The organism is Rubrivivax benzoatilyticus JA2 = ATCC BAA-35, assembly GCF_000190375.1.
Taxonomy (GTDB): Bacteria; Pseudomonadota; Gammaproteobacteria; order Burkholderiales; family Burkholderiaceae_C; genus Rubrivivax; species Rubrivivax benzoatilyticus.
On record NZ_AEWG01000029.1, the window covers coordinates 1 to 20407 of the forward strand.

The following is a 20407-nucleotide window of genomic DNA, read 5'->3' on the forward strand; positions in this document are numbered from 1 at the left end:
GTCAGGTGCTCCTGGCTGAGAGACTCAATCGTGTCGAGTCGATTGTTAGCAAGTCGTGGTGCCCATGGCGCGGATCGAACGCGCGACCTCTCCCTTACCAAGGGAGTGCTCTACCACTGAGCCACATGGGCAATCGTTACGGGTCTGACGACCGGCACTGCCAACCAGATGGACCGGCAGACCCGTAACGACGGCGCGGGACACTCGACGAACCCTGAAAACCTTCCTGGAGCGGGAGACGGGAATCGAACCCGCGTCATTAGCTTGGAAGGCTAAGGTTCTGCCATTGAACTACTCCCGCGGGCACAACCGTCAAGCGTGTCTCTCTGGTGGAGGAGGCTGGATTCGAACCAGCGTAGGCGTAAGCCAACAGATTTACAGTCTGCCCCCTTTAGCCACTCGGGCACCCCTCCGGAGAGCCAACTAGTGTAGCACGGTCAGCGGGAAATACCAGCCCCTCCCCACCAGTCGACACGATCGGCCGTGGCGGCGAAGTGACTGCCGTCGGCCATGAACTCGCGTTTGAAGTCGTGCGAGGGGTGGCGCGTGCGCCAGACCGGCGGCGTGCAGCCGGGCGGGCAGGCGGCATCGAAGAAGGCGTTCGCCGGCTTGCCCCACAGCAGGAAGGCCGGCGGCTCCGCGCGGCGACACAGCACCGAGATGATTTCGGATGTGAGCACCTGCCAACCACAACTCATGTGGCTGCCGGCAGCGCCGATCTCGACGGTCAGCACCGGGTTCAGCAGCAGCACGCCCTGCACCGCCCACGGGTCCAGGCACCAGTCCGCCGGTCGCTGCCAGGCCGGGCGGTCGCTGGCCAGCACGTCGAATATCCGACGCAACGAGTGGGGTTTGCCATGGCCGGCCGAGAACGCCATGCCGTCCGCATGGCCCGGCCGCGGGTACGGGTCCTGACCGAGGATGACGACACGCGCCGCCTCGGGCGACACGAGGCGAAGGGCCCGGAACGGATCCGGCGGACCGATCTCGCGCGCGCCCGACACGGCGCGCACGCGCTCGACGACCGCCGCCTCGGCCGCCGGCGTCCAGCCGGGCAGCACGGCGCGCCAGGCCGGCGGCAGCGTCGCGAACGCCGCCGGCAGTTCGTCGGCCGTCATGCGAACAGGCTCGCCAGCGCGGCGCCAGGGTCGCCGGCACGCATGAAAGCCTCGCCGACGAGGAAGGCGCCGACGCCGGCCGCGCGCATGCGGCGCACGTCGTCGGGGCCCAGGATGCCGGACTCGGTGACCAGCAACCGGTCGGCCGGCACACGCGGCAGCAGCCCCAGCGTCGTGTCCAGCGTGACCTCGAAGCTGCGCAGGTTGCGGTTGTTGATGCCGACCAGCGGCGTCGCCAGGCGCAGCGCGCGATCGAGCTCGGCGCCGTCGTGCACCTCGACCAGCACGTCCAGCCCGAGCGACATCGCGCAAGCCTCGAGGTCGCGCATGCGGCCGTCTTCCAGGCAGGCGGCGATCAGCAGGATCGCGTCGGCACCCATCGCCCTCGCCTCGAAGACCTGGACCTCGTCGACGATGAAGTCCTTGCGCAGCACCGGCAGTGCGCAGGCCGCGCGCGCGGCCTGCAGCGCCTCGACGCCGCCCTGGAAGAACCGGCGGTCGGTCAGCACGCTCAGGCAGGCGGCGCCGTGGCGCTCGTACGACGCGGCGATCTCCGCCGGCACGAACGGGTCGCGCAGCACGCCCTTGCTCGGGCTGGCTTTCTTGACCTCGGCGATGACGGCAGCGTGGCCAGCCTCGACGCGGCGGCGCAACGCGGCGGCAAAGCCGCGCACCGGATCAGCCGCCTCGGCCGCGGCACGCCAGTCCTGCAGGCTGCGCGCGCGGCGGGCTTCGGCGATCTCCTCGTGCTTGACGGCGACGATGCGCTGGAGGATGTCGTCCATCGTCAGGCGGCCTTGTAGCGCTGGCTGACCTCGACGTACTGGGCCAGCTTGGCCGCCGCGGCGCCCGAGGCCACGGCTTCGCGCGCACGGCGCACGCCGTCGGCGATCGTGCCGGCGACACCGGCGCAGTACAGCGCCGCACCCGCGTTCAGCAGCACGATGTCGCGCTGCGGGCCGTCTTCGTTGGCCAGCACACGGCGGATGCAGCCGACCGACTCCTCGCGGTTGGCGACACGCAGCACACGCGCGTCGTAGACCGGCAGGCCGAAGTCGCTGGGATGCACGACGTACTCGCGCACCTCGCCGTCCTTCAGTTCGCCGACCATTGTTTCGCCGGACAGCGAGATTTCGTCCATGCCGCAGGTGCCGTAGACGACCAGCGCGTGCTCGCTGCCCAGCCGCTGCAGCACCCGCACCTGGATACCGACCAGGTCGGGGTGGAAGACGCCGAGCAGCTGGTTGGGCGCGCCGGCCGGGTTGGTCAGCGGGCCGAGGATGTTGAAGATCGTGCGCACGCCCAGTTCCTTGCGCACCGGCGCGGCGTGTCTCATCGCCGCGTGGTGGTTCGGCGCGAACATGAAGCCGATGCCGGTCTCCTCCAGGCAGGCGGCGACCTGCTCGGGCGACAGGTTCAGGTGCGCGCCCAGCGCCTCCATCACGTCGGCCGAGCCCGAGGTGGACGACACGCTGCGTCCGCCGTGCTTGGCGACACGCGCGCCGGCCGCGGCGGCGACGAAGGTAGACGCGGTCGAGATGTTGAAGGTGTGCGAGCCGTCCCCGCCGGTGCCGACGATGTCGACGAGGCCGCGGCGGTCGGCCAGCGGCACCGGGGTCGCGAACTCGCGCATCACCTGGGCGGCGGCGGCGATCTCGCCGATGCTCTCCTTCTTGACGCGCAGCCCGACGGCGAGCGCCGCGATCATCACCGGCGACATCTCGCCGCTCATGATGCGGCGCATCAGGTCCAGCATCTCGTCGTGGAAGATCTCGCGGTGCTCGATGACGCGGGTCAGCGCCTCGGTGTTCGTGATCGGCATGTCTCGTGCTCCCTCTTCAGCGCGCGGCGCCCATCTGCAGGAAGTTCTTCAGCATCGCGTGACCGTGTTCGCTGAGGATGGACTCGGGGTGGAACTGCACGCCTTCCAGCGGCGCCGGGCCGCCGGCCAGCTCGCGATGGCGCACGCCCATGATCTCGCCGTCCTCGGTCCAGGACGTGACCTCCAGCTCGGCCGGCAGCGTCTCGCGCTCGATCGCCAGCGAGTGGTAGCGGATGACCGAGAAACGCTCGGGCAGCCCGGCGTAGACGCCGCGGCCGTCGGTCGTGATCTCGCTGGCCTTGCCGTGCATCTGCACCTTGGCGCGGATGACCTTGCCGCCGAGCGCGGCGCCGATCGACTGGTGGCCCAGGCAGACACCCAGCAGCGGCAGCTTGCCCGTGAAGTGGCGAATGGCCTCGATGCAGACGCCGGCCTCGGCCGGCGAACACGGCCCCGGCGACAGCACCAGACGGTCGGGCTTCAGCGCCGCGATGCCGGCGACGTCGATCTCGTCGTTGCGCACCACGTGCACGTTCTCGCCGAGCTCGCCGAAGTACTGCACCAGGTTGAAGGTGAAGCTGTCGTAGTTGTCGATCATCAGCAGCATGATCAGAACCCCTCTTCCACGAGTTCCGCCGCGCGGATGAGCGCCCGGGCCTTGGCCTCGGTCTCCTTCCACTCCAGCTCGGGCACCGAGTCGGCGACGACGCCGGCTGCGGCCTGCACGTACAGCGTGTTGTGCTGGACGATGCCGGTGCGGATGGCGATCGCCAGGTCCATGTCGCCGGCGAAGCTGAGGTAGCCGCAGGCGCCGCCGTAGATGCCGCGCTTGACGGGCTCCAGCTCGTCGATGATCTCCATCGCCCGGATCTTGGGGGCGCCGCTCAGCGTGCCGGCCGGGAAGCTGGCGCGGAACACGTCCAGGCTCGTCGCACCGTCCTTCAGCAGGCCCTCGACGTTGCTGACGATGTGCATCACGTGCGAGTAGCGCTCGATCGCGAAGGCCTCGGTGACCTTGACGCTGCCGGTCTGCGCGATGCGGCCGATGTCGTTGCGCGCCAGGTCGATCAGCATCAGGTGCTCGGCGCGTTCCTTCGGGTCGGCGGCCAGCTCGGCGGCCATCGCCGCGTCGCGTTCGGGCGTCGCGCCGCGCGGCCGCGTGCCGGCCAGCGGGCGGATCGTCACCTTGCGACCTTCGGGCGTCGTCTCCTGGCGCACCAGGATCTCGGGGCTGGCGCCGACGATCTGGAAGTCGCCCATGTCGTAGTAGTACATGTACGGCGACGGGTTCAGCGAACGCAGCGCGCGGTACAGCGACAGCGGGCTCTCGGTGTAGCGCTTCTTCAGCCGCTGGCCGATGACGACCTGCATGCAGTCGCCGGCGGCGATGTACTCCTTGCAGCGGCGCACCGCGTCTTCCAGCTGCTCACGCGGCGTCTCGCGCTCGACGGCGTAGCTCGGGCCGCGCTTGACCTGCGGCGCGGTGACCGAATAACGCAGCCGGTCGGTCAGCTCGGCCAGGCGCTTCTTGCCGCGGAAATAGGCTTCGGGCGCCGCCGGGTCGGCCCAGACGATGAGGTAGAGCCGGCCCGACAGGTTGTCGATGACCGCGACCTCCTCGGTCTGCAGCAGCAGGATGTCGGGCGTGTCCAGGCCGCCCGGCTTCTCGGTCTTGGCCAGGCGAGGCTCGATGTAGCGCACCGCGTCGTAGCCGAAGTAACCCGCCAGCCCGCCGCAGAAACGCGGCAGCCCCGGCGGCAGCGCGACCTTGAAGCGCTTCTGGTAGGCCTCGACGAAGTCCAGCGGGTTGCCGTCGTGGGTCTCGACGACGGCGCCGTCGCTGACGACCTCGGTCACCCAGCCGGTCGAACGCAGCAGCGTGTGCGCCGGCAGACCGATGAAGGAATAGCGGCCGAAACGTTCGCCGCCGACGACGGACTCGAGCAGGAAGCTGTTGCGCTGGCCGCCAGCCAGCTTCAGGTACAGCGACAGCGGGGTCTCGAGGTCGGCGAAGGCCTCGGCGATGAGCGGGATGCGGTTGTAGCCCTGCTCGGCCAGGCTCTTGAATTCGAGTTCAGTGATCACTTCTGGGCCCTCTCGCGGCAGTCGCCCGGCGCGTCGTGGCTCGGGCACTGCACTGTCTTGCGGAAGCGGCGCCGACGGGGATGTCAGCGCTTCGCGGCGTGGCCTGACGCGCGGTCAGGCGAGGCTAGCGAGAGCGGCGCCAGGGCCAAGCCCCCCGGTCGCGGGAACCTTCGGTGGATGCGTGGGCCGTGAACATGAGCACGCCGAGTGTAACCGGCGCGACCGCCGCGCGGCCTGCGCGATGCGAGACTGGTGTTTCCTGCAACCTGTTCATCCTCCGACGCCATGCACCTCCGCGCCCTGCTGGCCTCCGTGGCGGCCACGCTGCTGCTGTCCCACGCTGCGCACGGGCAACCGGCCGCGGAGCCGGCGGGCGTCGCGTATCCCGCCGCGGCCAGCGTCGGCGGCAGCAGCCTGGCGCTGAACGGCGCCGGCGTGCGCTACAAGCTGGTCTTCAAGGTCTACACCGCCGGGCTGTACCTGCCGCAGCGCGCCGACAGCGCCGACGCCGCGCTGGCGATGCCCGGCCCCAAGCGCATCCACGTGGTGATGCTGCGCGACATCGACGCCAACGAGCTCGGCCGCCTGTTCACACGCGGCATGGAAGACAACGCGCCGCGGCAGCACTGGGTGCAGTCGATCCCCGGCACGCTGCGCATGGCCGACATCTTCTCGGCGCGCAAGAAGCTGCTGGCCGGCGACCACTTCAGCGTCGACTACGTGCCCGGCGTCGGCACGACGGTGATCGTCAACGGCAAGGCCGCGGGCGAGCCGATCCGCGAGCCCGAGTTCTTCACCTCGCTGCTGAGCATCTGGCTGGGCCCGCGGCCCGCCGACGCGGCACTGAAGGACGCGCTGCTGGGCCGCGAGCCGCGGCCCGCCGGTTCACGCCAGTAGCGACTGCAGCTCGTCGATGCGGTCGACGACCGCGTCGGCCCCGGCGGCCTCGACCGGCTCGCCGTGGTTGTAGCCGTAGCGCACCAGCACCACCGGGCAGCCGGCGGCACGCGCGGCCTGGGCGTCGTTCTGCGAGTCGCCGATCATCAGCGTGCGCGCCGGCGTCGTGCCCAGCGCCTCGCAGGCCTTCAGCAGCGGCAGCGGGTCGGGCTTCTTGCGCTCGAAGGCGTCGCCGCCGTAGGTGATGTCGAACGAAGCCGACAACCCCTTGGCGATGAGCAGCGGCTTCGCGAAGGCCGCCGGCTTGTTGGTCACGCAGGCCAGCTTCAGGCCGCGCGCCTTCAGCGCCGCCACGCCTTCGGCGGCACCGGGATAGACGGTCGACGCCTGGCCGTTGATGCGCAGGTAGTGCTCGCGGTAGCGCTCGTTGGCCGTCTCGTACAGCGCCTCGGGTGCGCCGGCTTCGGCCAGCGTGCGGCGGATCAGGTGCTCGGTGCCCTTGCCGACGGTGCGCGAGATGAAGGCCCGCGACACCGGCGCATAGCCCAGGTCGCGCAAGGCAGCGCCGAGCGCGAGTTCGAAGTCGCCGACGGTGTCGACCAGCGTGCCGTCGAGGTCGACGATGGCGGCGTCGAAGCCGCCCCAGTGCGAGAGATCCATGCGGGCCCCGTGTGACGAAGGGGCCGCATTCTGCCGTGCCGGCCGGCACCGGCCCCCGTCAGCCGATGCTCTCGACCTGGCGCGACTGCTGGTACGCGCGGCCGAAACGGTTGGCCAGGAAGTCCGGCAGCGGCACCTGCTCCTGGCGCACGAAGCCGCGCTGCGGCAGCCGGCCTTCGCGGAACAGGTCGACCGCGGCGCAGATGCCGGCGGCGGTCGTGATCTGGATCGCCGAGCTCGGGTGCGCCGGCGCGCGCTCGGCGAAGATCTTGCGGGCGAAGACCTCCTGCACCAGCGCGCCGTCACGCAGGCCGCTGGCGGTGACGAAGACCAGCACCACGTCCTGCATCGTGCTCGGGATCGCACGCCGCAGGATGTCCTTCAGCGTGCCCTGGTCGTGCTTGAGCAGCAGTTCCTCCAGCAGCAGCTTCATCAGCGCGCGGTGGCCGGGGTAGCGCACGCTCTTGTAGTCCAGCGTGCGCACGCGGCCGGCCCAGGTCTCGCACAGCGTGCCCAGGCCGCCGGAGGTGTTGAAGGCCTCGTACTCGGTGCCGTCCAGCGAGAAGTGCTCCAGGCCTTCGAGCGCCAGCACCTCGGTCGGCCGGCCGTCGCGGATCGCCTCGCAGGGGTGGCAGTACTCGTTGATCAGGCCGTCGACGCTCCAGGTGAGGTTGTATTTCAGCGCGTTGGTCGGGAAGGCCGGCAGCGCGCCGACCCGCATCTTCAGCTCGTGCAGCTCCTGGAAGCTCTGCGCCAGATGGTGCGCGACGATGCCGATGAAACCCGGCGCCAGGCCGCACTGCGGCATGAAGGCCGTGCCCGCACCTTCGGCCAGCGCCTTGATCGCCCGCGTCGCGGCGACGTCCTCGGTGAGGTCGAAGTAATGGCAGCCGGCTTCGCGCGCCTGCGTCGCGACACGGGTCGCCAGGTAGTAGGGCAGCGCGTTGATCACCGCGTCCTGGCCGCGCAGCAGCGCCAGCAGCACGCGGTCGTCGGCGGTGTCGGCGACGCGGGTGGCCAGCGGCAGGCCGTCCAGCAGCGCCAGCGGCTCGGGCTGGCGGTCGACGACGGTCAGCTGGTAGTCGCCGCTGGTGGCCAGCAGGCGGGCGATGGTCTGGCCGATGTGGCCGGCTCCGAGCAAGGTCACGCGCATCGTTCGGGTCCTTCCGGGCGGTGGGTGGCGATGCGGCGCAGTCTAGGAAGCCGTCTTGACACAAGATAGGCCGAGAACGACGAAATACCCGCACTGACCGACGTTCCGTCGGCGTGCATCGACATAATGCAGCGATGCCCCGCGACCAGATGGACCGCGACCTGATCGCCCTGCTGCAGGCCAACGCCCGCGAGAGCACGGCCGAGCTCGCACGCAAGCTGGGTGTGGCGCGCACCACCGTCATCGCCCGGCTGGAACGGCTGGAACGCAGCGGCGTCATCGTCGGCTACACGGTGCGGCTGGGGCTGGACGAAGCCGAACGCGGCGTGCAGGCCTGGGTCGGCATCACGACCGAGCCCAAGTCGGCACGCGACGTCACGCGCCGGCTGGCGGCGCTGCCCGAGCTGCGCCAGCTGTGCTCGGTCAGCGGCGAGTTCGACTATCTGGCGCTGATCCGCACCGACTCCACCGCGCGCCTGGACGTGCTGCTCGACGAGATCGGCGAGATCGACGGCGTCACGAAGACGACGACCTCGGTCGTGCTCGCGCTGCGTGTCGACCGCACCGCCTGAGCAGTTCTGACGCGCGCCGTCACGGCGCGCTCCGGGTCGGCCCCGCCCCGCTTTCACAGGGACGGGACATCCCCATCCACGCTTTCCCGCAAGCGCCGCGCATGGGGGTTTGACGCTGCCTAGACTGGCCCGGCCGTTCAGCGCCCTGAACCCCGTTCAGCCCATCGAACAACGATGACGACCAGCCTGCCGATCACCGACCGTCCCGCCGCCCGGGTGCCGGCGGTCGCGCGTGCGGTGTCGCTGCTGGACCTGCTGGCGCGCGAACGCCGGCCGATGAGCATGGCCGGCCTGGCCGCGGCGCTGAAGCTGCCGCGCAGCAGCGTGCACGGCCTGTGCGGCACGCTGCTGGACTGCGGCTACCTGCGCCGTGTCGACAACGGCGCGCTGCAGATCGGCCCCGGCGTGATGACGCTGGCCGCGGCCTTCGTCGCCAGCACCCACGTCGCCGCCGAGTTCGACGCCTTGTGGCGCGAGGCGCCGGCGCCCGACGAGACGCTGATCCTGTCGGTGCTCAACGGCGCCGACGTCGTCTACGTCGGCGTGCGCAACAGCGCGCGCCCGCTGGGCCTGGCCTTCAGCCTGGGCATGCGGCTGCCGGCCTGGGTGGCCGGCACCGGCAAGGCGATGCTGGCCTGGCTGCCGCCCGACGAGGTGCGTGCACTGGTGCCGCCCGGCGCCACCGACCTCGACGCCCTGCTCGCCGAACTCGCCGAGACGCGCGAACGCGGTTACGCCGTCGACGACGGCCATGTGCGCGACGGCGTCTATTCGATCGCCGCGCCGGTGCTCGACGCCGCCGGCCGCCCGGTGGCCGGCATCGCCGTCTGCCTGAACCAGGCCACCGTCGACGCGGACAAGCGCGAGCGCCACCAGCGCCTCGTGACGCAGGCCGCGCGCACGCTCTCGCGCCGACTCGGCGCCCGCGAGGACACCCGATGAGCGCCGACTACATCCTCGAGACGCAGGACCTGACGAAGGAGTTCAAGGGCTTCGTCGCGGTCAACAAGGTCAACCTGCGTGTGCGCCGCGGCCACATCCACGCGCTGATCGGCCCCAACGGCGCCGGCAAGACCACCTGCTTCAACCTGCTGACGAAGTTCATCCGCCCGACCAGCGGGCGCATCGTCTTCAACGGCCACGACATCACCGGCGAGTCGCCGGCGCACATCGCGCGCCGCGGCGTCATCCGCTCGTTCCAGATCTCGGCCGTGTTCCCGCACCTCACCGTGCTGGAGAACGTGCGCGTGGCGCTGCAGAGGAAGCTCGGCACCTCGTTCCACTTCTGGCGCGCCGAGAGCTCGCTGCACAGGCTGAACGAGCGCGCGCGCGAGCTGCTGCGCGCCGTCGACCTGGGCGAGTACGCCGGCCACCTGGCGGTGGAGCTGAGCTACGGCCGCAAACGTGCGCTGGAGATCGCGACGACGCTGGCGATGGAGCCCGAGCTGATGCTGCTGGACGAACCGACGCAGGGCATGGGGCTGGAGGACGTCGACCGCGTGCGCCAGCTGATCAAGCAGGTCTCGGCCGACCGCACGATCCTGATGGTCGAGCACAACATGAGCGTCGTCTCCAGCATCGCCGACACGATCACCGTGCTGCAGCGCGGCGCGGCGCTGGCCGAAGGGCCGTATGCCGAGGTCTCGCGCAACCCGGCGGTCGTCGAGGCCTACATGGGCAGCGCCGACGCCGAACTGGTGGGGGCGCACGGATGAGCCGCTTCCTCGAGGTGCGCGACCTGCACGCCTGGTACGGCGAGTCGCACGTGCTGCACGGCGTCGACTTCCACGTCGACGAAGGCGAGGTCGTGACGCTGCTGGGGCGCAACGGCGCCGGCCGCACGAGCACGCTGCGCGCGATCATGGGCCTGACCGGCGCCCGCCGCGGCTCGGTCAAGGTGCGCGGCACCGAGGCCATCGCCCTGGCGACGCACCGCGTCGCACGCCTGGGCATCGGCTACTGCCCCGAGGAGCGCGGCATCTTCTCCAGCCTGTCGGCCGAGGAGAACCTGCTGCTGCCGCCGACGCTGGCCACCGGCGGCATGTCGGTCGAGCAGATCTACGCCATGTTCCCCAACCTGCGCGAACGTGCGTCCAGCCAGGGCACGCGCCTGTCGGGTGGCGAGCAGCAGATGCTGGCCGTGGCGCGCATCCTGCGCACCGGCGCGCGGCTGCTGCTGCTCGACGAGATCAGCGAGGGCCTGGCCCCGGTCATCGTGCACAAGCTCGCCGAGATGGTCGTTGCGCTGCGCAAGCAGGGCTACACGATCGTGATGGTCGAGCAGAACTTCCGTTTCGCGGCGCCGCTGGCCGACCGCTTTCTGGTGATGGAACACGGCCAGGTGACGCAGGAGTTCACCCAGGCCGAGCTGCCGGCGCGCCGCGAGCGCCTGCACGAGATCCTCGGTGTCTGAACGCGGCCGCGGCCGCCCCACAACCACGACGGAGACAAGCATGAAACTCGGCAAGATCGCCACCGCCTGCTCGCTGCTGCTGGGGGCCGCTGTCGGCACCAGCGCCCACGCCCAGATCTCGGGCGACGTGATCCGCATCGGCCTGATCACCGACATGTCGGGGCTGTACTCCGACATCGACGGCGCCGGCGGCGTCGAGGCCATCCGCATGGCCATCGCCGACGCCGGCGGCAGCGTCGCCGGCAAGAAGATCGAGGTCGTGTTCGCCGACCACCAGAACAAGGCCGACGTCGCCGCCGCCAAGGCGCGCGAGTGGTTCGACACCCAGGGCCTGGACCTGCTGATCGGCGGCACCAACTCGGGCACCAGCCTGGCGATGGCCAAGGTGGCGGCCGAGAAGAAGAAGCCCTTCATCGCCGTCGGCGCCGCGACCTCGGCGCTGACCAACGACCAGTGCAACGCCTACACCGTGCACTGGGCCTACGACACCGTCGCGCTGGCCAAGGGCACCGGCAACGCCGTCGTGAAGGCCGGCGGCAAAAGCTGGTACTTCCTGACCGCCGACTACGCCTTCGGCGCACAGCTGCAGAACGACACCTCGGCGGTGGTCAAGGCCGCCGGCGGCAACGTCGTCGGCTCGGTCAAGCATCCGCTGTCGGCCACCGACTTCTCGTCCTTCCTGCTGCAGGCGCAGGCCAGCAAGGCGCAGATCCTGGGCCTGGCCAACGCCGGCGGCGACACGATCAACGCCATCAAGGCGGCCAACGAGTTCGGCATCACCAAGTCGATGAAGCTCGCCGGCCTGCTGGTCTTCATCAACGACATCCACTCGCTGGGCCTGAAGACGACCCAGGGCATGTACCTGACCGACAGCTGGTACTGGAACCGCGACGCCGAGACGCGCGCCTGGGGCCGGCGTTTCTTCGAGAAGATGAAGCGCATGCCGTCGTCGCTGCAGGCCGGCGACTACTCGGCCGCCACGCAGTACCTCGCCGCCGTCAAGGCCACCGGCACCGACGACGCCGACAAGGTGCTGGCGCAGATGCGCAAGACCCGGGTCAACGACATCTTCGCCAAGGACGGCTTCATCCGGGGCGACGGCCGCATGGTGCACGACATGTACCTGATGCAGGTGAAGGCACCGGACAAGTCGGTCGAGCCCTGGGACTACTACAACGTCGTGCAGACCTTCAAGGGCGAGGAGGCCTGGACGACCAAGGCCGAGTCCAAGTGCGCCCTGTGGAAGTGACGGCGGCCTGACGCGATGGAAATCCTCGGCATCCCGCTGCAGGCCTTCCTCGGCCAGCTGATGCTCGGCCTGGTGAACGGCTCGTTCTACGCCATGCTCAGCCTGGGGCTGGCGGTGATCTTCGGGCTGCTGGGGATCGTCAACTTCGCCCACGGCGCGCTGTACATGCTGGGCGCCTACGTCGCCTGGCTGTCGCTGGAGAAGTTCGGCCTGAACTACTGGGCGGCGCTGGTGCTGGCGCCGCTGGTGGTGGGCGCGCTGGGCATCGTCATCGAACGTTCGCTGCTCAAGCGCCTGTACAAGGTCGACCCGATCTACGGCCTCTTGCTGACCTTCGGCCTGGCCCTGATCGCCGAAGGCGTGCTGCGCGACCAGTACGGCGTGTCGGGCCAGAGCTACCCGGTGCCCGAGGCGCTGCAGGGCGCCACCGACCTGGGCTTCATGATCCTGCCGAACTACCGCGCCTGGGTCATCGTCGCCTCGCTGACGGTGTGTTTCGGCACCTGGTTCGTCATCGAGCGCACGCGGCTGGGCTCTTACCTGCGCGCCGGCACCGAGAACCCGTCGCTGGTGCAGGCCTTCGGCGTCAACGTGCCGGCGATGGTGGCGCTGACCTACGCCGCCGGCGCCGGGCTGGCGGCGCTGGCCGGCGTGCTGGCCGCGCCGGTCATCCAGATCACGCCGCTGATGGGCGCCAACCTGATCATCGTCGTCTTCGCGGTCGTCGTGATCGGCGGCATGGGCTCGATCCTCGGCTCCATCCTCACCGGGCTGGTGCTGGGCGTGGTCGAGGGCCTGACCAAGGTCTTCTACCCCGAGGCCTCGAACATCGTCGTCTTCGTGATCATGGCGATCGTGCTGATGCTGCGGCCGGCCGGGCTGTTCGGGAAGGAGAAGTGATGGACCGCGACCGTCTCGCCCGTTTCGGCTGGGCCCTCGGCCTGCTGGCGCTGCTGCTGGCGCCCTGGCTGGGCATCTACCCGATCTTCGTGATGAAGGCGCTGTGCTTCGCGATCTTCGCCTGCGCCTTCAACCTGCTGCTGGGCTACACCGGGCTGCTGTCCTTCGGCCATGCGGCCTACTTCGCCGCGGCGGCCTATTCCACCGGCTGGCTGGTGCGCAGCGCCGGCTGGTCGCCGGAGATGGGCATCGTCGCCGGCACGCTGATCGCCGCGGCCGTGGGCCTCGTGGTCGGGCTGATCGCCATCCGCCGCCAGGGCATCTACTTCGCGATGGTGACGCTGGCGCTGGCGCAGATGGTCTACTTCGTCTTCCTGCAGGCGCCGTTCACCGGCGGCGAGGACGGGCTGCAGGGCGTGCCGCGCGGCACGCTGTTCGGCGTGCTGCCGCTGGCCGACGACCGGGTGATGTACTACGTCGTGCTGGCGGTCTTCGTCGCGGTGTTCGCGGCCATCATCCGCATCGTGCACTCGCCGTTCGGCCAGGTGCTGAAGGCGATCCGCGAGAACGAGCCGCGGGCCGTGTCGCTGGGCTACGCGGTCGACCGCTACAAGCTGCTGGCCTTCGTGCTGAGCACGGCGATCGCCGGGCTGGCCGGGGCGCTGAAGACGCTGGTGCTCGGGTTCGCGACGCTGTCGGACGCGCACTGGTCGCTGTCGGGCGAGGTGGTGCTGATGACGCTCCTGGGCGGCATGGGCACCTTCGCCGGCCCGGTGATCGGCGCCTTCACGATCATCGGCCTGCAGAACTTCCTGGCCGACCGCGTCGGCTCCTGGGTGACGGTGATCATCGGCGCGATCTTCGTCGCCTGCGTCGTCGCCTTCCGCCGCGGGTTCGTCGGGGAGGCGCTGGCGTGGATGCAGCGGCGCAAATTGGAGCGGGCGGCGGCGGGGGGGTGAAGCTGAGGCGGTTCTCGCCTCGACCCTTCGTTATCTCGGCCGCGTTGCTTGCCGACAGCGGGCACGCCCGCGTCGGCGCGGGCCTCGGCCGCCGGGTGGCCGGTTCCGTTCATGTCCCCCGGGCGGGCTGCGCCCGCCCTCCTCCTTTACTTCACTCCACCGGCCACCCGACGTCCGAGGCGGGCGGGGCGGGGTCTGTTCGCTTGGCGTGGCCGGCCTCCCCTCGAAGGCGGGCGGAAGGGTTGGCGGGCTAGGCCTGGCGGCTCAGAATCGTCTGTAACCGACGCCGTTTTGGGCGTCGCTTTTACGTGTGTGGCGCGGGTGGTCCGGCAGCGAGAACTTCAGGTGCGACATGAACTTACGTCAAATCTGCGGGCAGCCGTTACGCGGGCGTCGGGTGTGATAAAGGGCGTTGAGGCGCCGTATACAACAAGTTAGAAGGCTTGAATTGGTGATCGATCAACCCAACGTCGCTGTCGTCTCCACGCCCTTCGCATCAGACGAGACAACCGAAGTGTCTTCGGTGAGATTTTCGCGTGATGGTTTGGTTATTTCGGTCTCGTCAACTCAATGGGATGCGAAGGTCACGTTCTCGCAGATGTACGGTTTTCGCGTGTTGGATGAACTGGACTTAACGGAGTTTTGGTCACAGTGTTCCCTGCGAGACGGCTGGCTCTTTGAGGTCACAACAAACGGTTGGAAAACCTTGGAACTCTCCCGTCCAGCCTTCTACTCTGGTCGCCAGGGTTGGGTACGCGAGTACTTGGTTGTCGGCCGCGATGAGTGCGTGTCTGTCTTAACCAAGGAAGCTCCGCTTGTTGTTGCCGAAACGCCTTCTAACCTCTCGCTGCAGCCGACCGCCTTCGGCGTCGGCTGAGCTCAAACGTTAGGCGTCATGAATCCAGCACGCCGCTCTCACCTTCTGCTCGTCGCTTCCGCGACCATCTTCTGGGCCACTTCATCACTCGCGTCTGCGTCTCCAAGGAGAATCATGGAAGAGAAAGCTTTCTGGAGTCTGGTCGAACGCGCCAAGGCCAGAGCCGGTTCGGATATCAATAGCCGACCTGCAGTTCTTCAAGAGCTCCTTCAGGAACTGAGTCTGCCGGACATACAAGCCTTTCAGCGTAGGTACGAGAGCTACCTTCTCCTTGCAAACAGCTGGGAACTTTGGGGAGCAGCCTATCTCATGAATGGCGGCAGTTCAGACGACGGTTTCAAGTACTTTAGAGACTGGCTGATCTCCGAAGGACAGGCAACTTTCACAGAAGCTCTGACAGCGCCAGACTCATTGGCGCAGATTCCCCAGCGCGGAGACTACTTCGAGCTTGAGGCTTTTGGCTATGCCGCGTTGAAGGCATTTGCAAGCAAGGGCGGAGGCGAACTTGATCGCGACTTCAATGTCGAGTTGGCCGCACCGACTGGCAAAAACTGGGAGGAGGCTGAACTGCCAGCAATGTTTCCAAGGTTGGCCAGCCGCTTCCTGCGAAGGTAGCGCGATGACGCCTAACCCCTCCATCGAGCTGACGTGCCCCGGCAAGCCGGGCCACGCGACTCATGTCAAACGTTAGGCCTCATACAAATGACCGCCGCTCTGCGTCTGCGCATTCAACACGACACCGATGGCACAGCCGAGCTACTCGTTGAGCTTCAACACAAATCGTATTCCGGCACAGGTTCCGCATGGTTCGATGCAAGGCAACTTGCCGAATTCGGAAGGCGCCTTGCTACAACGTACCCGTTGCAGAGAGAGCATCCCATTGAGCTCAGTGGTGGCTACTGGAGTCGAAGCGGTAGCACCATCGATCAATTGCATGTCGGGTTCAAGTTCTATCCAATCGGCGGCACCGGCACCATCGGCGTTCATGTCCAACTGGCTACAGACTGCCGAGCCGATGAGCGCCTTGAGAGCCAATTCAAAGTTGCGGCCGAGATCAAGACGAACTACGAGGAGCTTCGGCGCTTCGGCCTGGCGTTGAGTTCTCTCGCGGAAGGCTCAACATCACTTGCTGAACTGCGCGCCAATGAGGCCTAACCCTTCGCTCGAGTGGACGCGCTCCAGCATGGCACCTGGCCCGCGCGACGGTTGTTCATATCATCCATCGCGCGGGCCAAGCGCCATGCCTGCGCGCGCCCCTCAGCTCAAACGTTAGCCATTACAAGGATCGCCCTATGGCAAAGAAATCTAGCGGAGCTCCTGACGGGGGAAGGACCAAGATTCTTCAGGCCCTAAACAATCCAAAATGGCGATATAGAACCGCCACTGGAATCGCCAAAGAGACACATCTTGAGCCCAAGAAGGTTGATGAGGTTCTTCGAAAAAACCCCGATGTTGTTCGAGTATCAATGGTCAAAACCGCCAGCGGCGAGACCCTCTTTGCCTTAAAGAAAAAGGTTTCAGCAGTGGGCGATGTTTGGACAGCAGTGAGAGCTATTAATAAGGTGCGCCATGGCTGACCCAATGACGCTACTGCAGGGTTTTGGCTGGGGGTTACTGGGCGGTGTATTGCCCGAGTTCTATATTCTGTACAACTTGAGGCAAGACTTTCATTCGAGCAAACCGAAGTGGGTAGGCTCGTGGTTCTATTGGATTGTCACAATCGGCATGGTTCTCCTTGGGGGTGGAGCCGTCGCCTTCTATTTGTACTCGGGAACCAGCGTAACCCCTCTCCTTGCTATTCACATTGGGGCAGCCACCCCTACGCTGATTGGCAGTCTGATCAAGGCAAAACCTGATGTCGAACCAGGTGGCTAACACTTCCGTCGAGAGGGACCGCCCACAAGCTGCGCTTGTGGGTTCCCTTCGCGGCTTCGCCGCTACGGCGGCCCCTCACGTCAAACTACAAGGGCATCCCCGCCTGTCAAGCAAACATAATCCTTGATGAATCGAGCATCGATTCATCAAGGCGCTTCGACGGTGTGCTGCCACTGCGCCTCCTGATGGCAAAAGAACCAAGGTGCGGACTGCACAACTACAACCGGCCTTTGATGCAGCGTTCGATGCTGCGGGCCCTGATGAAAGACGCGCGCGGGGGCTCCATTCGTTAGCCGCGGTTGCCATCTCTGGCGCCGCCTTGAATTAAACGAGCACTCCCCGCGCAGGTCCAACCTTGATCCATCAACGCAGGCGTCACGCGGTGGCAGAAACGGATTCGAGGTCGCCTTTCTCCGATGAAGCTGGCGGTTGGCTTGGACGCCGGGGCTCGTGTTCAGGCCATGGGCTTGAACTCTTCGCCCTTGGCGAGCATCGCCCAGGCCATGCGCACGTTCTTGGCGGCGATGGCGACCACGGCCTTCCAGTAGCCGCGGCGCTCGGCCAGCGCGGTGGCCCAGCGGCTCAGCCGGTCGTGCTTGTTGGCTGCGGCGGCCAGCACGGCGCGCGCTCCCATGATGAACAGCGTGCGCAGGTAGGCGTCGCCGGCCTTGGTGATGCGCCCAAGCCGGTTCTTGCCGCCCGAGCTGTATTGGCCGGGCGCCAGGCCCATCCAGGCGGCGAGCTGGCGGCCGTTGGCGAAGTCGTGTCCGTAGCCGATGCTCGCCAGCAGCGCGCTGGCGGTGGTCGGGCCGATGCCGGGCATGGCCATGAGAGCGCGGGCGCGGTCGTCGGCCTGGGCCATCAACCGGATGTGCTCGTCGTACGCGGCCACGCGCTCGTCCAGGCGCTGCAGTTCGGCCAGCAGGTCGCGGCACACGGTCTGCACCCAGCCGGGCACGGTGTCGATCTGCTCGCCGGCGCGGCTGCGCACCGTGGCGGCTTTGAGCGGAAGGACGATGCCGAACTCGCTGAGCACGCCGCGCAGGCGGTTGATGACTGCCGTGCGCGCGCTCACCCAGCCTTGGCGCGCGGTGTGCACCGCCAGGCGCGACTGCGCCTGCGTCGACTCGACCGGCACGAAGCGCATCGCCGGGCGCTGCTGCAGCGCTTCGCAGATCGCGGCGGCATCGGCCGCGTCGTTCTTGCCGCGGCGCCCGCTCATGCGGTAGGGCACGACGAACTTGGGCGCCATCAGCCGTACCGTGTGGCCGAAGTCCTGGAAGCGCCGCGCCCAGTGGTGCGCGCCCGAGCAGGCTTCCATGCCGATGGTGCACGGCGGCAGCTTGGCCACCGCTTCGAGCAACTGGTCGCGACGCACGGCCGGACGCACCAGCGCAGGTTTGCCGCGCTCGTCGACACCGTGCAGGGCAAACACGTTCTTGGCCAGATCGATGCCGAGAAACAGAATCGTCATGGACATCTCCTTGCGTCAGCCGGGTGGAGGATGAGATTGCGCAACCCCTTCGTCGTACCTGGCGGCCGTCCTTGCCTGAGGGATAACCTCGGGCGGGTGGGACGCTATGGGGATGTCCCTTTCATTCGTTAGGCCGCACAGCAATCGCTCGGCGAGTCGTCGCCGTCTCACAGGGAGCACTCAAGTTGACTACTCAACGCGCCATACTCATCACTGGATTCAGCGCATGGGGAAAGAGTCGTCACATTCATATGCTATTTGGCAAGAAGCGCTTCTCCCCAAAGCTGTATGCGCCCGTTGATCCTCTAATAAATGGCAAGTTTTTGGTTGAATCCCGCTCTAACGACGATGTCGGAGACATCAAGTTCATCGACAACGTGCGAGACCGCTTTGCCCGCGCAGGCGCCAAGGTTAAAAAGGCCGACTTGATCGCGGCTTTCTGCCCCACCCGCGGGCCTCAGAATGACTGCATCAGGATTCTACAGAGCAAGCCGTTCTCCAAGTTCGACGAGATTCACGTGCTTCTACTTCAATACAAGTGGGACTGGCACGCGGAACTTAGGTTGGCGGAAGTCGAGAGCTATCTCAAGCAAGACTCCCGCGTGAGGACGTTCGTGATCGACCAAGACAAGGCATTCACGGCAGATCCAGATCGCCTTACTGCTCGAGATGATGCGATTCGTCGTCATCTCCATAGCATCTATCCGTAGGCGACGCGCGGTGCGGCCTAACCATTCGCTCAACCGGACCCATTGCGGCATGTGGCTAAAGGCCCTCCATTTCATTGTGGGCCTTTAGCCACATACCGCAACGGTCCGGTTAGCGCAAACTTTAGGCCTCTCTAGGAGCACTTCCTTGGCGTCACCACTTGAAGACCTTGATGAGCTTACGCTGCGCTGCCGTGACGAGCGAGCGCGCCTGTACATTTCAGAGGCCGTCTCTAGCTATCGTGCCGGTGCATTCCGTTCTGCGATCGTCGCTACCTGGATCGCTGTCTGCTTCGACGTAATTGAGAAGTTGCGCGAACTATCGCTCGCTGGGGATAAGGAGGCAGAGAAGTTCGTTCAGGATCTCGATACGACTCGCCGAACCGGCGATGTCACGCGGGCACTGAAGTTCGAGCGCGAGCTGCTCGATATCGCTAAGGACAAGTTCGAGCTTATCTCTCCACTTGAGTACATTGATCTGGAGCGGCTCCAGGCAGACCGAAATCGCTGCGCACATCCGTCCCTCACTTCTGACGACAAGGCGTATACACCATCAGCCGAACTCGCTCGGCTTCATCTTCATTCTGCTGTAACGCACTTACTACAGCACCCTCCGGCGCAGGGGAAATACGCGCTTGATCGCCTCACCCAAGAAATCGATTCAGAGTACTTTCCATCAACTGCGAAGGACGCACGAGTCGCATTTGCTTCCGGACCACTCCGAAGACCGCGAGAATCACTCGTCCGAAACTTGGTCCTAGTACTGACGAAGTCGTTACTCAAGGACAAGCCCGACTACAAGCGCAGAATGCGCCTCACTGCCGCGCTTACTGCGGTGCGAGAACTGCACCCTGTGCCAGCCTCCGCCACGCTCGCGGAAAGGCTGTCGCACTTGTTCCGTGCCGTCCCGGATAAAGAGCTCTTGTCCGCAACCTCTTTTCTGCAGTATGTTGTCGACTGCTGGCAATACCTTGAGGCAGATGTGCGCCAGAGACTCCAAAACTATGTCACGGACCTCCCTGCTGACGACCTTGACAGCCTCGAGTTCTACCTTCAATACACGCCGCTGCAAACGCAAGCACGCCATCGGGTAGCCGTTGCGACCAAGAAGGAACTAAGTCAGGCAATGTTCTGGGACATGCCTAGCGAAGTCGCCGACAAGTTCATATCGATCTATCTTGAATCAGCATCGTTTGACGATGCGAACGCATGGGCGAAGCAGATGTTCGTCCACACTGGCGACTTCAAGCCAGATCACGTTCGCCGAATAATCGCAGGAGCAGCAAAGAATTCTCAGGTCACAGGCAGCTTCCAATTCACCTCCCTTCTCAATACACTTAGGGGGAAGAATAAGCTGCCGGCAGACGAATTTGAGCGGCTGCTCAGAGAAAACGGCCTTGAAGAGTTCGCACTTCCCGCGTGAGAGGCCTAACCCTCTACAGGGACTTCCCGCCGAGTCAACGCATGATGGCTCCGGTCATTCGTCTTCCTGTAATGGCGTGTGCCACGAGGCTGCATCGGCACAGAGAACAGACTGCACATCTACAGACGGCCTTGTTGCACGGCTTGGCCCTGCGGGCCCAGAGATGAACCGCTCGGCAGGCCTCCATTCCCTCTTCGTCGTCGCCTGTGGCGCGGGTTTGATT

Annotated in this window: 22 protein-coding genes and 3 tRNA genes; 14 read left to right on the top strand and 11 right to left on the bottom strand. The window is 66.6% G+C overall.

Going from position 1 to position 20407, the window contains the following annotated elements; translation table 11 throughout:
* Positions 1-56: 56 nt before the first annotated feature.
* From RBXJA2T_RS03045 to trpE, 8 genes are all read right to left on the bottom strand, one after another.
* Positions 57-131: transfer RNA gene (locus RBXJA2T_RS03045), tRNA-Thr, on the bottom strand.
* Positions 132-227: 96 nt separating this feature from the next.
* Positions 228-301: transfer RNA gene (locus RBXJA2T_RS03050), tRNA-Gly, on the bottom strand.
* Positions 302-327: 26 nt separating this feature from the next.
* Positions 328-413, bottom strand: a tRNA-Tyr gene (locus RBXJA2T_RS03055).
* Between the two features lie 24 nt (positions 414-437).
* Positions 438-1118, bottom strand: a complete 681-nt coding sequence (locus tag RBXJA2T_RS03060) for a uracil-DNA glycosylase (RefSeq protein ID WP_009855849.1) — start codon at positions 1116-1118, stop codon at positions 438-440.
* A complete protein-coding gene (gene trpC, locus RBXJA2T_RS03065; protein WP_009855850.1) occupies positions 1115-1903 on the bottom strand; it encodes an indole-3-glycerol phosphate synthase TrpC in 789 nt (262 codons plus the stop codon). Before trpC ends, RBXJA2T_RS03060 begins: the two co-directional genes overlap by 4 nt.
* A gap of 2 nt (positions 1904-1905) precedes the next feature.
* Positions 1906-2940, bottom strand: coding sequence for an anthranilate phosphoribosyltransferase (gene trpD / locus RBXJA2T_RS03070; protein WP_009855851.1), 1035 nt, complete (start codon positions 2938-2940; stop codon positions 1906-1908).
* Positions 2941-2956: 16 nt separating this feature from the next.
* A complete protein-coding gene (locus RBXJA2T_RS03075; RefSeq protein ID WP_009855852.1) occupies positions 2957-3547 on the bottom strand; it encodes an anthranilate synthase component II in 591 nt (196 codons plus the stop codon).
* A 2-nt stretch (positions 3548-3549) separates the two neighbouring features.
* Positions 3550-5025, bottom strand: a complete 1476-nt coding sequence (trpE, locus tag RBXJA2T_RS03080) for an anthranilate synthase component I (RefSeq protein ID WP_009855853.1) — start codon at positions 5023-5025, stop codon at positions 3550-3552.
* Between the two features lie 285 nt (positions 5026-5310).
* Here trpE and RBXJA2T_RS03085 point away from each other — a divergent pair, with 285 nt between their 5' ends.
* Positions 5311-5922, top strand: a complete 612-nt coding sequence (locus RBXJA2T_RS03085; protein ID WP_009855854.1) for a chalcone isomerase family protein — start codon at positions 5311-5313, stop codon at positions 5920-5922.
* Here the strand turns inward: RBXJA2T_RS03085 and gph are convergent.
* Positions 5911-6582, bottom strand: coding sequence for a phosphoglycolate phosphatase (gph, locus tag RBXJA2T_RS03090; RefSeq protein WP_009855855.1), 672 nt, complete (start codon positions 6580-6582; stop codon positions 5911-5913). The genes RBXJA2T_RS03085 and gph overlap by 12 nt on opposite strands.
* 58 nt (positions 6583-6640) lie before the next feature.
* A complete protein-coding gene (locus tag RBXJA2T_RS03095) occupies positions 6641-7735 on the bottom strand; it encodes a saccharopine dehydrogenase family protein (RefSeq protein WP_009855856.1) in 1095 nt (364 codons plus the stop codon).
* 134 nt (positions 7736-7869) lie between these two features.
* Here RBXJA2T_RS03095 and RBXJA2T_RS03100 point away from each other — a divergent pair, with 134 nt between their 5' ends.
* The 11 genes from RBXJA2T_RS03100 (at position 7870) to RBXJA2T_RS20035 (ending at position 16282) form a co-directional block, all read left to right on the top strand.
* On the top strand, positions 7870-8307 hold the full coding sequence (locus tag RBXJA2T_RS03100) for an Lrp/AsnC family transcriptional regulator (protein WP_009855857.1): 438 nt from the start codon (positions 7870-7872) through the stop codon (positions 8305-8307).
* 174 nt (positions 8308-8481) lie between these two features.
* Entirely contained in the window at positions 8482-9249 is a 768-nt protein-coding gene (locus RBXJA2T_RS03105; RefSeq protein ID WP_009855858.1) for an IclR family transcriptional regulator, read from the top strand.
* Complete coding sequence (locus RBXJA2T_RS03110) at positions 9246-10022, top strand: ABC transporter ATP-binding protein (RefSeq protein ID WP_009855859.1); 777 nt, start codon at positions 9246-9248, stop codon at positions 10020-10022. Before RBXJA2T_RS03105 ends, RBXJA2T_RS03110 begins: the two co-directional genes overlap by 4 nt.
* Positions 10019-10720, top strand: coding sequence for an ABC transporter ATP-binding protein (locus tag RBXJA2T_RS03115; RefSeq protein WP_009855860.1), 702 nt, complete (start codon positions 10019-10021; stop codon positions 10718-10720). The genes RBXJA2T_RS03110 and RBXJA2T_RS03115 overlap by 4 nt, the downstream gene beginning before the upstream one ends.
* Positions 10721-10760: 40 nt before the next feature.
* A complete protein-coding gene (locus tag RBXJA2T_RS03120) occupies positions 10761-11969 on the top strand; it encodes an ABC transporter substrate-binding protein (RefSeq protein ID WP_009855861.1) in 1209 nt (402 codons plus the stop codon).
* A 15-nt stretch (positions 11970-11984) separates the two neighbouring features.
* Complete coding sequence (locus RBXJA2T_RS03125; RefSeq protein ID WP_009855862.1) at positions 11985-12869, top strand: branched-chain amino acid ABC transporter permease; 885 nt, start codon at positions 11985-11987, stop codon at positions 12867-12869.
* Positions 12869-13828: a branched-chain amino acid ABC transporter permease gene (locus RBXJA2T_RS03130; protein WP_009855863.1), complete on the top strand. Its 960-nt coding sequence runs from the start codon at positions 12869-12871 to the stop codon at positions 13826-13828. The genes RBXJA2T_RS03125 and RBXJA2T_RS03130 overlap by 1 nt, the downstream gene beginning before the upstream one ends.
* Before the next feature lie 451 nt (positions 13829-14279).
* Positions 14280-14705 carry a hypothetical protein gene (locus RBXJA2T_RS20025; protein WP_138938765.1) on the top strand — a complete coding sequence of 142 codons (426 nt, stop codon included), beginning with the start codon at positions 14280-14282 and terminating at the stop codon, positions 14703-14705.
* Between the two features lie 114 nt (positions 14706-14819).
* A complete protein-coding gene (locus tag RBXJA2T_RS19675) occupies positions 14820-15320 on the top strand; it encodes a DUF4240 domain-containing protein (protein WP_157998573.1) in 501 nt (166 codons plus the stop codon).
* A gap of 87 nt (positions 15321-15407) precedes the next feature.
* Complete coding sequence (locus RBXJA2T_RS20030; protein WP_138938766.1) at positions 15408-15860, top strand: hypothetical protein; 453 nt, start codon at positions 15408-15410, stop codon at positions 15858-15860.
* A gap of 137 nt (positions 15861-15997) precedes the next feature.
* Positions 15998-16282: a hypothetical protein gene (locus RBXJA2T_RS20035; RefSeq protein ID WP_138938767.1), complete on the top strand. Its 285-nt coding sequence runs from the start codon at positions 15998-16000 to the stop codon at positions 16280-16282.
* Positions 16283-17034: 752 nt separating this feature from the next.
* Here RBXJA2T_RS20035 and RBXJA2T_RS03135 read toward each other — a convergent pair.
* A complete protein-coding gene (locus RBXJA2T_RS03135) occupies positions 17035-18054 on the bottom strand; it encodes an IS110 family RNA-guided transposase (RefSeq protein ID WP_009855864.1) in 1020 nt (339 codons plus the stop codon).
* A gap of 251 nt (positions 18055-18305) precedes the next feature.
* On the opposite strand from RBXJA2T_RS03135, the gene RBXJA2T_RS03140 reads away from it, so the two are divergent.
* Entirely contained in the window at positions 18306-18764 is a 459-nt protein-coding gene (locus RBXJA2T_RS03140) for a hypothetical protein (RefSeq protein ID WP_138938768.1), read from the top strand.
* 145 nt (positions 18765-18909) lie between these two features.
* Positions 18910-20184, top strand: a complete 1275-nt coding sequence (locus RBXJA2T_RS20040) for a hypothetical protein (protein WP_138938769.1) — start codon at positions 18910-18912, stop codon at positions 20182-20184.
* Positions 20185-20407: the final 223 nt, after the last annotated feature.

What these genes read in the sequence shown, in the direction of transcription:
- RBXJA2T_RS03060 (WP_009855849.1), bottom strand. Translation starts at nt 1,118, where the DNA reads ATGACGGCCGACGAACTGCCGGCGGCGTTCGCGACGCTGCCGCCGGCC.
- trpC (WP_009855850.1), bottom strand. Translation starts at nt 1,903, where the DNA reads ATGGACGACATCCTCCAGCGCATCGTCGCCGTCAAGCACGAGGAGATC.
- trpD (WP_009855851.1), bottom strand. Translation starts at nt 2,940, where the DNA reads ATGCCGATCACGAACACCGAGGCGCTGACCCGCGTCATCGAGCACCGC.
- RBXJA2T_RS03075 (WP_009855852.1), bottom strand. Translation starts at nt 3,547, where the DNA reads ATGCTGCTGATGATCGACAACTACGACAGCTTCACCTTCAACCTGGTG.
- RBXJA2T_RS03085 (WP_009855854.1), top strand. Translation starts at nt 5,311, where the DNA reads ATGCACCTCCGCGCCCTGCTGGCCTCCGTGGCGGCCACGCTGCTGCTG.
- gph (WP_009855855.1), bottom strand. Translation starts at nt 6,582, where the DNA reads ATGGATCTCTCGCACTGGGGCGGCTTCGACGCCGCCATCGTCGACCTC.
- RBXJA2T_RS03095 (WP_009855856.1), bottom strand. Translation starts at nt 7,735, where the DNA reads ATGCGCGTGACCTTGCTCGGAGCCGGCCACATCGGCCAGACCATCGCC.
- RBXJA2T_RS03100 (WP_009855857.1), top strand. Translation starts at nt 7,870, where the DNA reads ATGCCCCGCGACCAGATGGACCGCGACCTGATCGCCCTGCTGCAGGCC.
- RBXJA2T_RS03105 (WP_009855858.1), top strand. Translation starts at nt 8,482, where the DNA reads ATGACGACCAGCCTGCCGATCACCGACCGTCCCGCCGCCCGGGTGCCG.
- RBXJA2T_RS03110 (WP_009855859.1), top strand. Translation starts at nt 9,246, where the DNA reads ATGAGCGCCGACTACATCCTCGAGACGCAGGACCTGACGAAGGAGTTC.
- RBXJA2T_RS03115 (WP_009855860.1), top strand. Translation starts at nt 10,019, where the DNA reads ATGAGCCGCTTCCTCGAGGTGCGCGACCTGCACGCCTGGTACGGCGAG.
- RBXJA2T_RS03120 (WP_009855861.1), top strand. Translation starts at nt 10,761, where the DNA reads ATGAAACTCGGCAAGATCGCCACCGCCTGCTCGCTGCTGCTGGGGGCC.
- RBXJA2T_RS03125 (WP_009855862.1), top strand. Translation starts at nt 11,985, where the DNA reads ATGGAAATCCTCGGCATCCCGCTGCAGGCCTTCCTCGGCCAGCTGATG.
- RBXJA2T_RS03130 (WP_009855863.1), top strand. Translation starts at nt 12,869, where the DNA reads ATGGACCGCGACCGTCTCGCCCGTTTCGGCTGGGCCCTCGGCCTGCTG.
- RBXJA2T_RS19675 (WP_157998573.1), top strand. Translation starts at nt 14,820, where the DNA reads ATGGAAGAGAAAGCTTTCTGGAGTCTGGTCGAACGCGCCAAGGCCAGA.
- RBXJA2T_RS20030 (WP_138938766.1), top strand. Translation starts at nt 15,408, where the DNA reads ATGACCGCCGCTCTGCGTCTGCGCATTCAACACGACACCGATGGCACA.
- RBXJA2T_RS20035 (WP_138938767.1), top strand. Translation starts at nt 15,998, where the DNA reads ATGGCAAAGAAATCTAGCGGAGCTCCTGACGGGGGAAGGACCAAGATT.
- RBXJA2T_RS03135 (WP_009855864.1), bottom strand. Translation starts at nt 18,054, where the DNA reads ATGACGATTCTGTTTCTCGGCATCGATCTGGCCAAGAACGTGTTTGCC.
- RBXJA2T_RS03140 (WP_138938768.1), top strand. Translation starts at nt 18,306, where the DNA reads ATGCTATTTGGCAAGAAGCGCTTCTCCCCAAAGCTGTATGCGCCCGTT.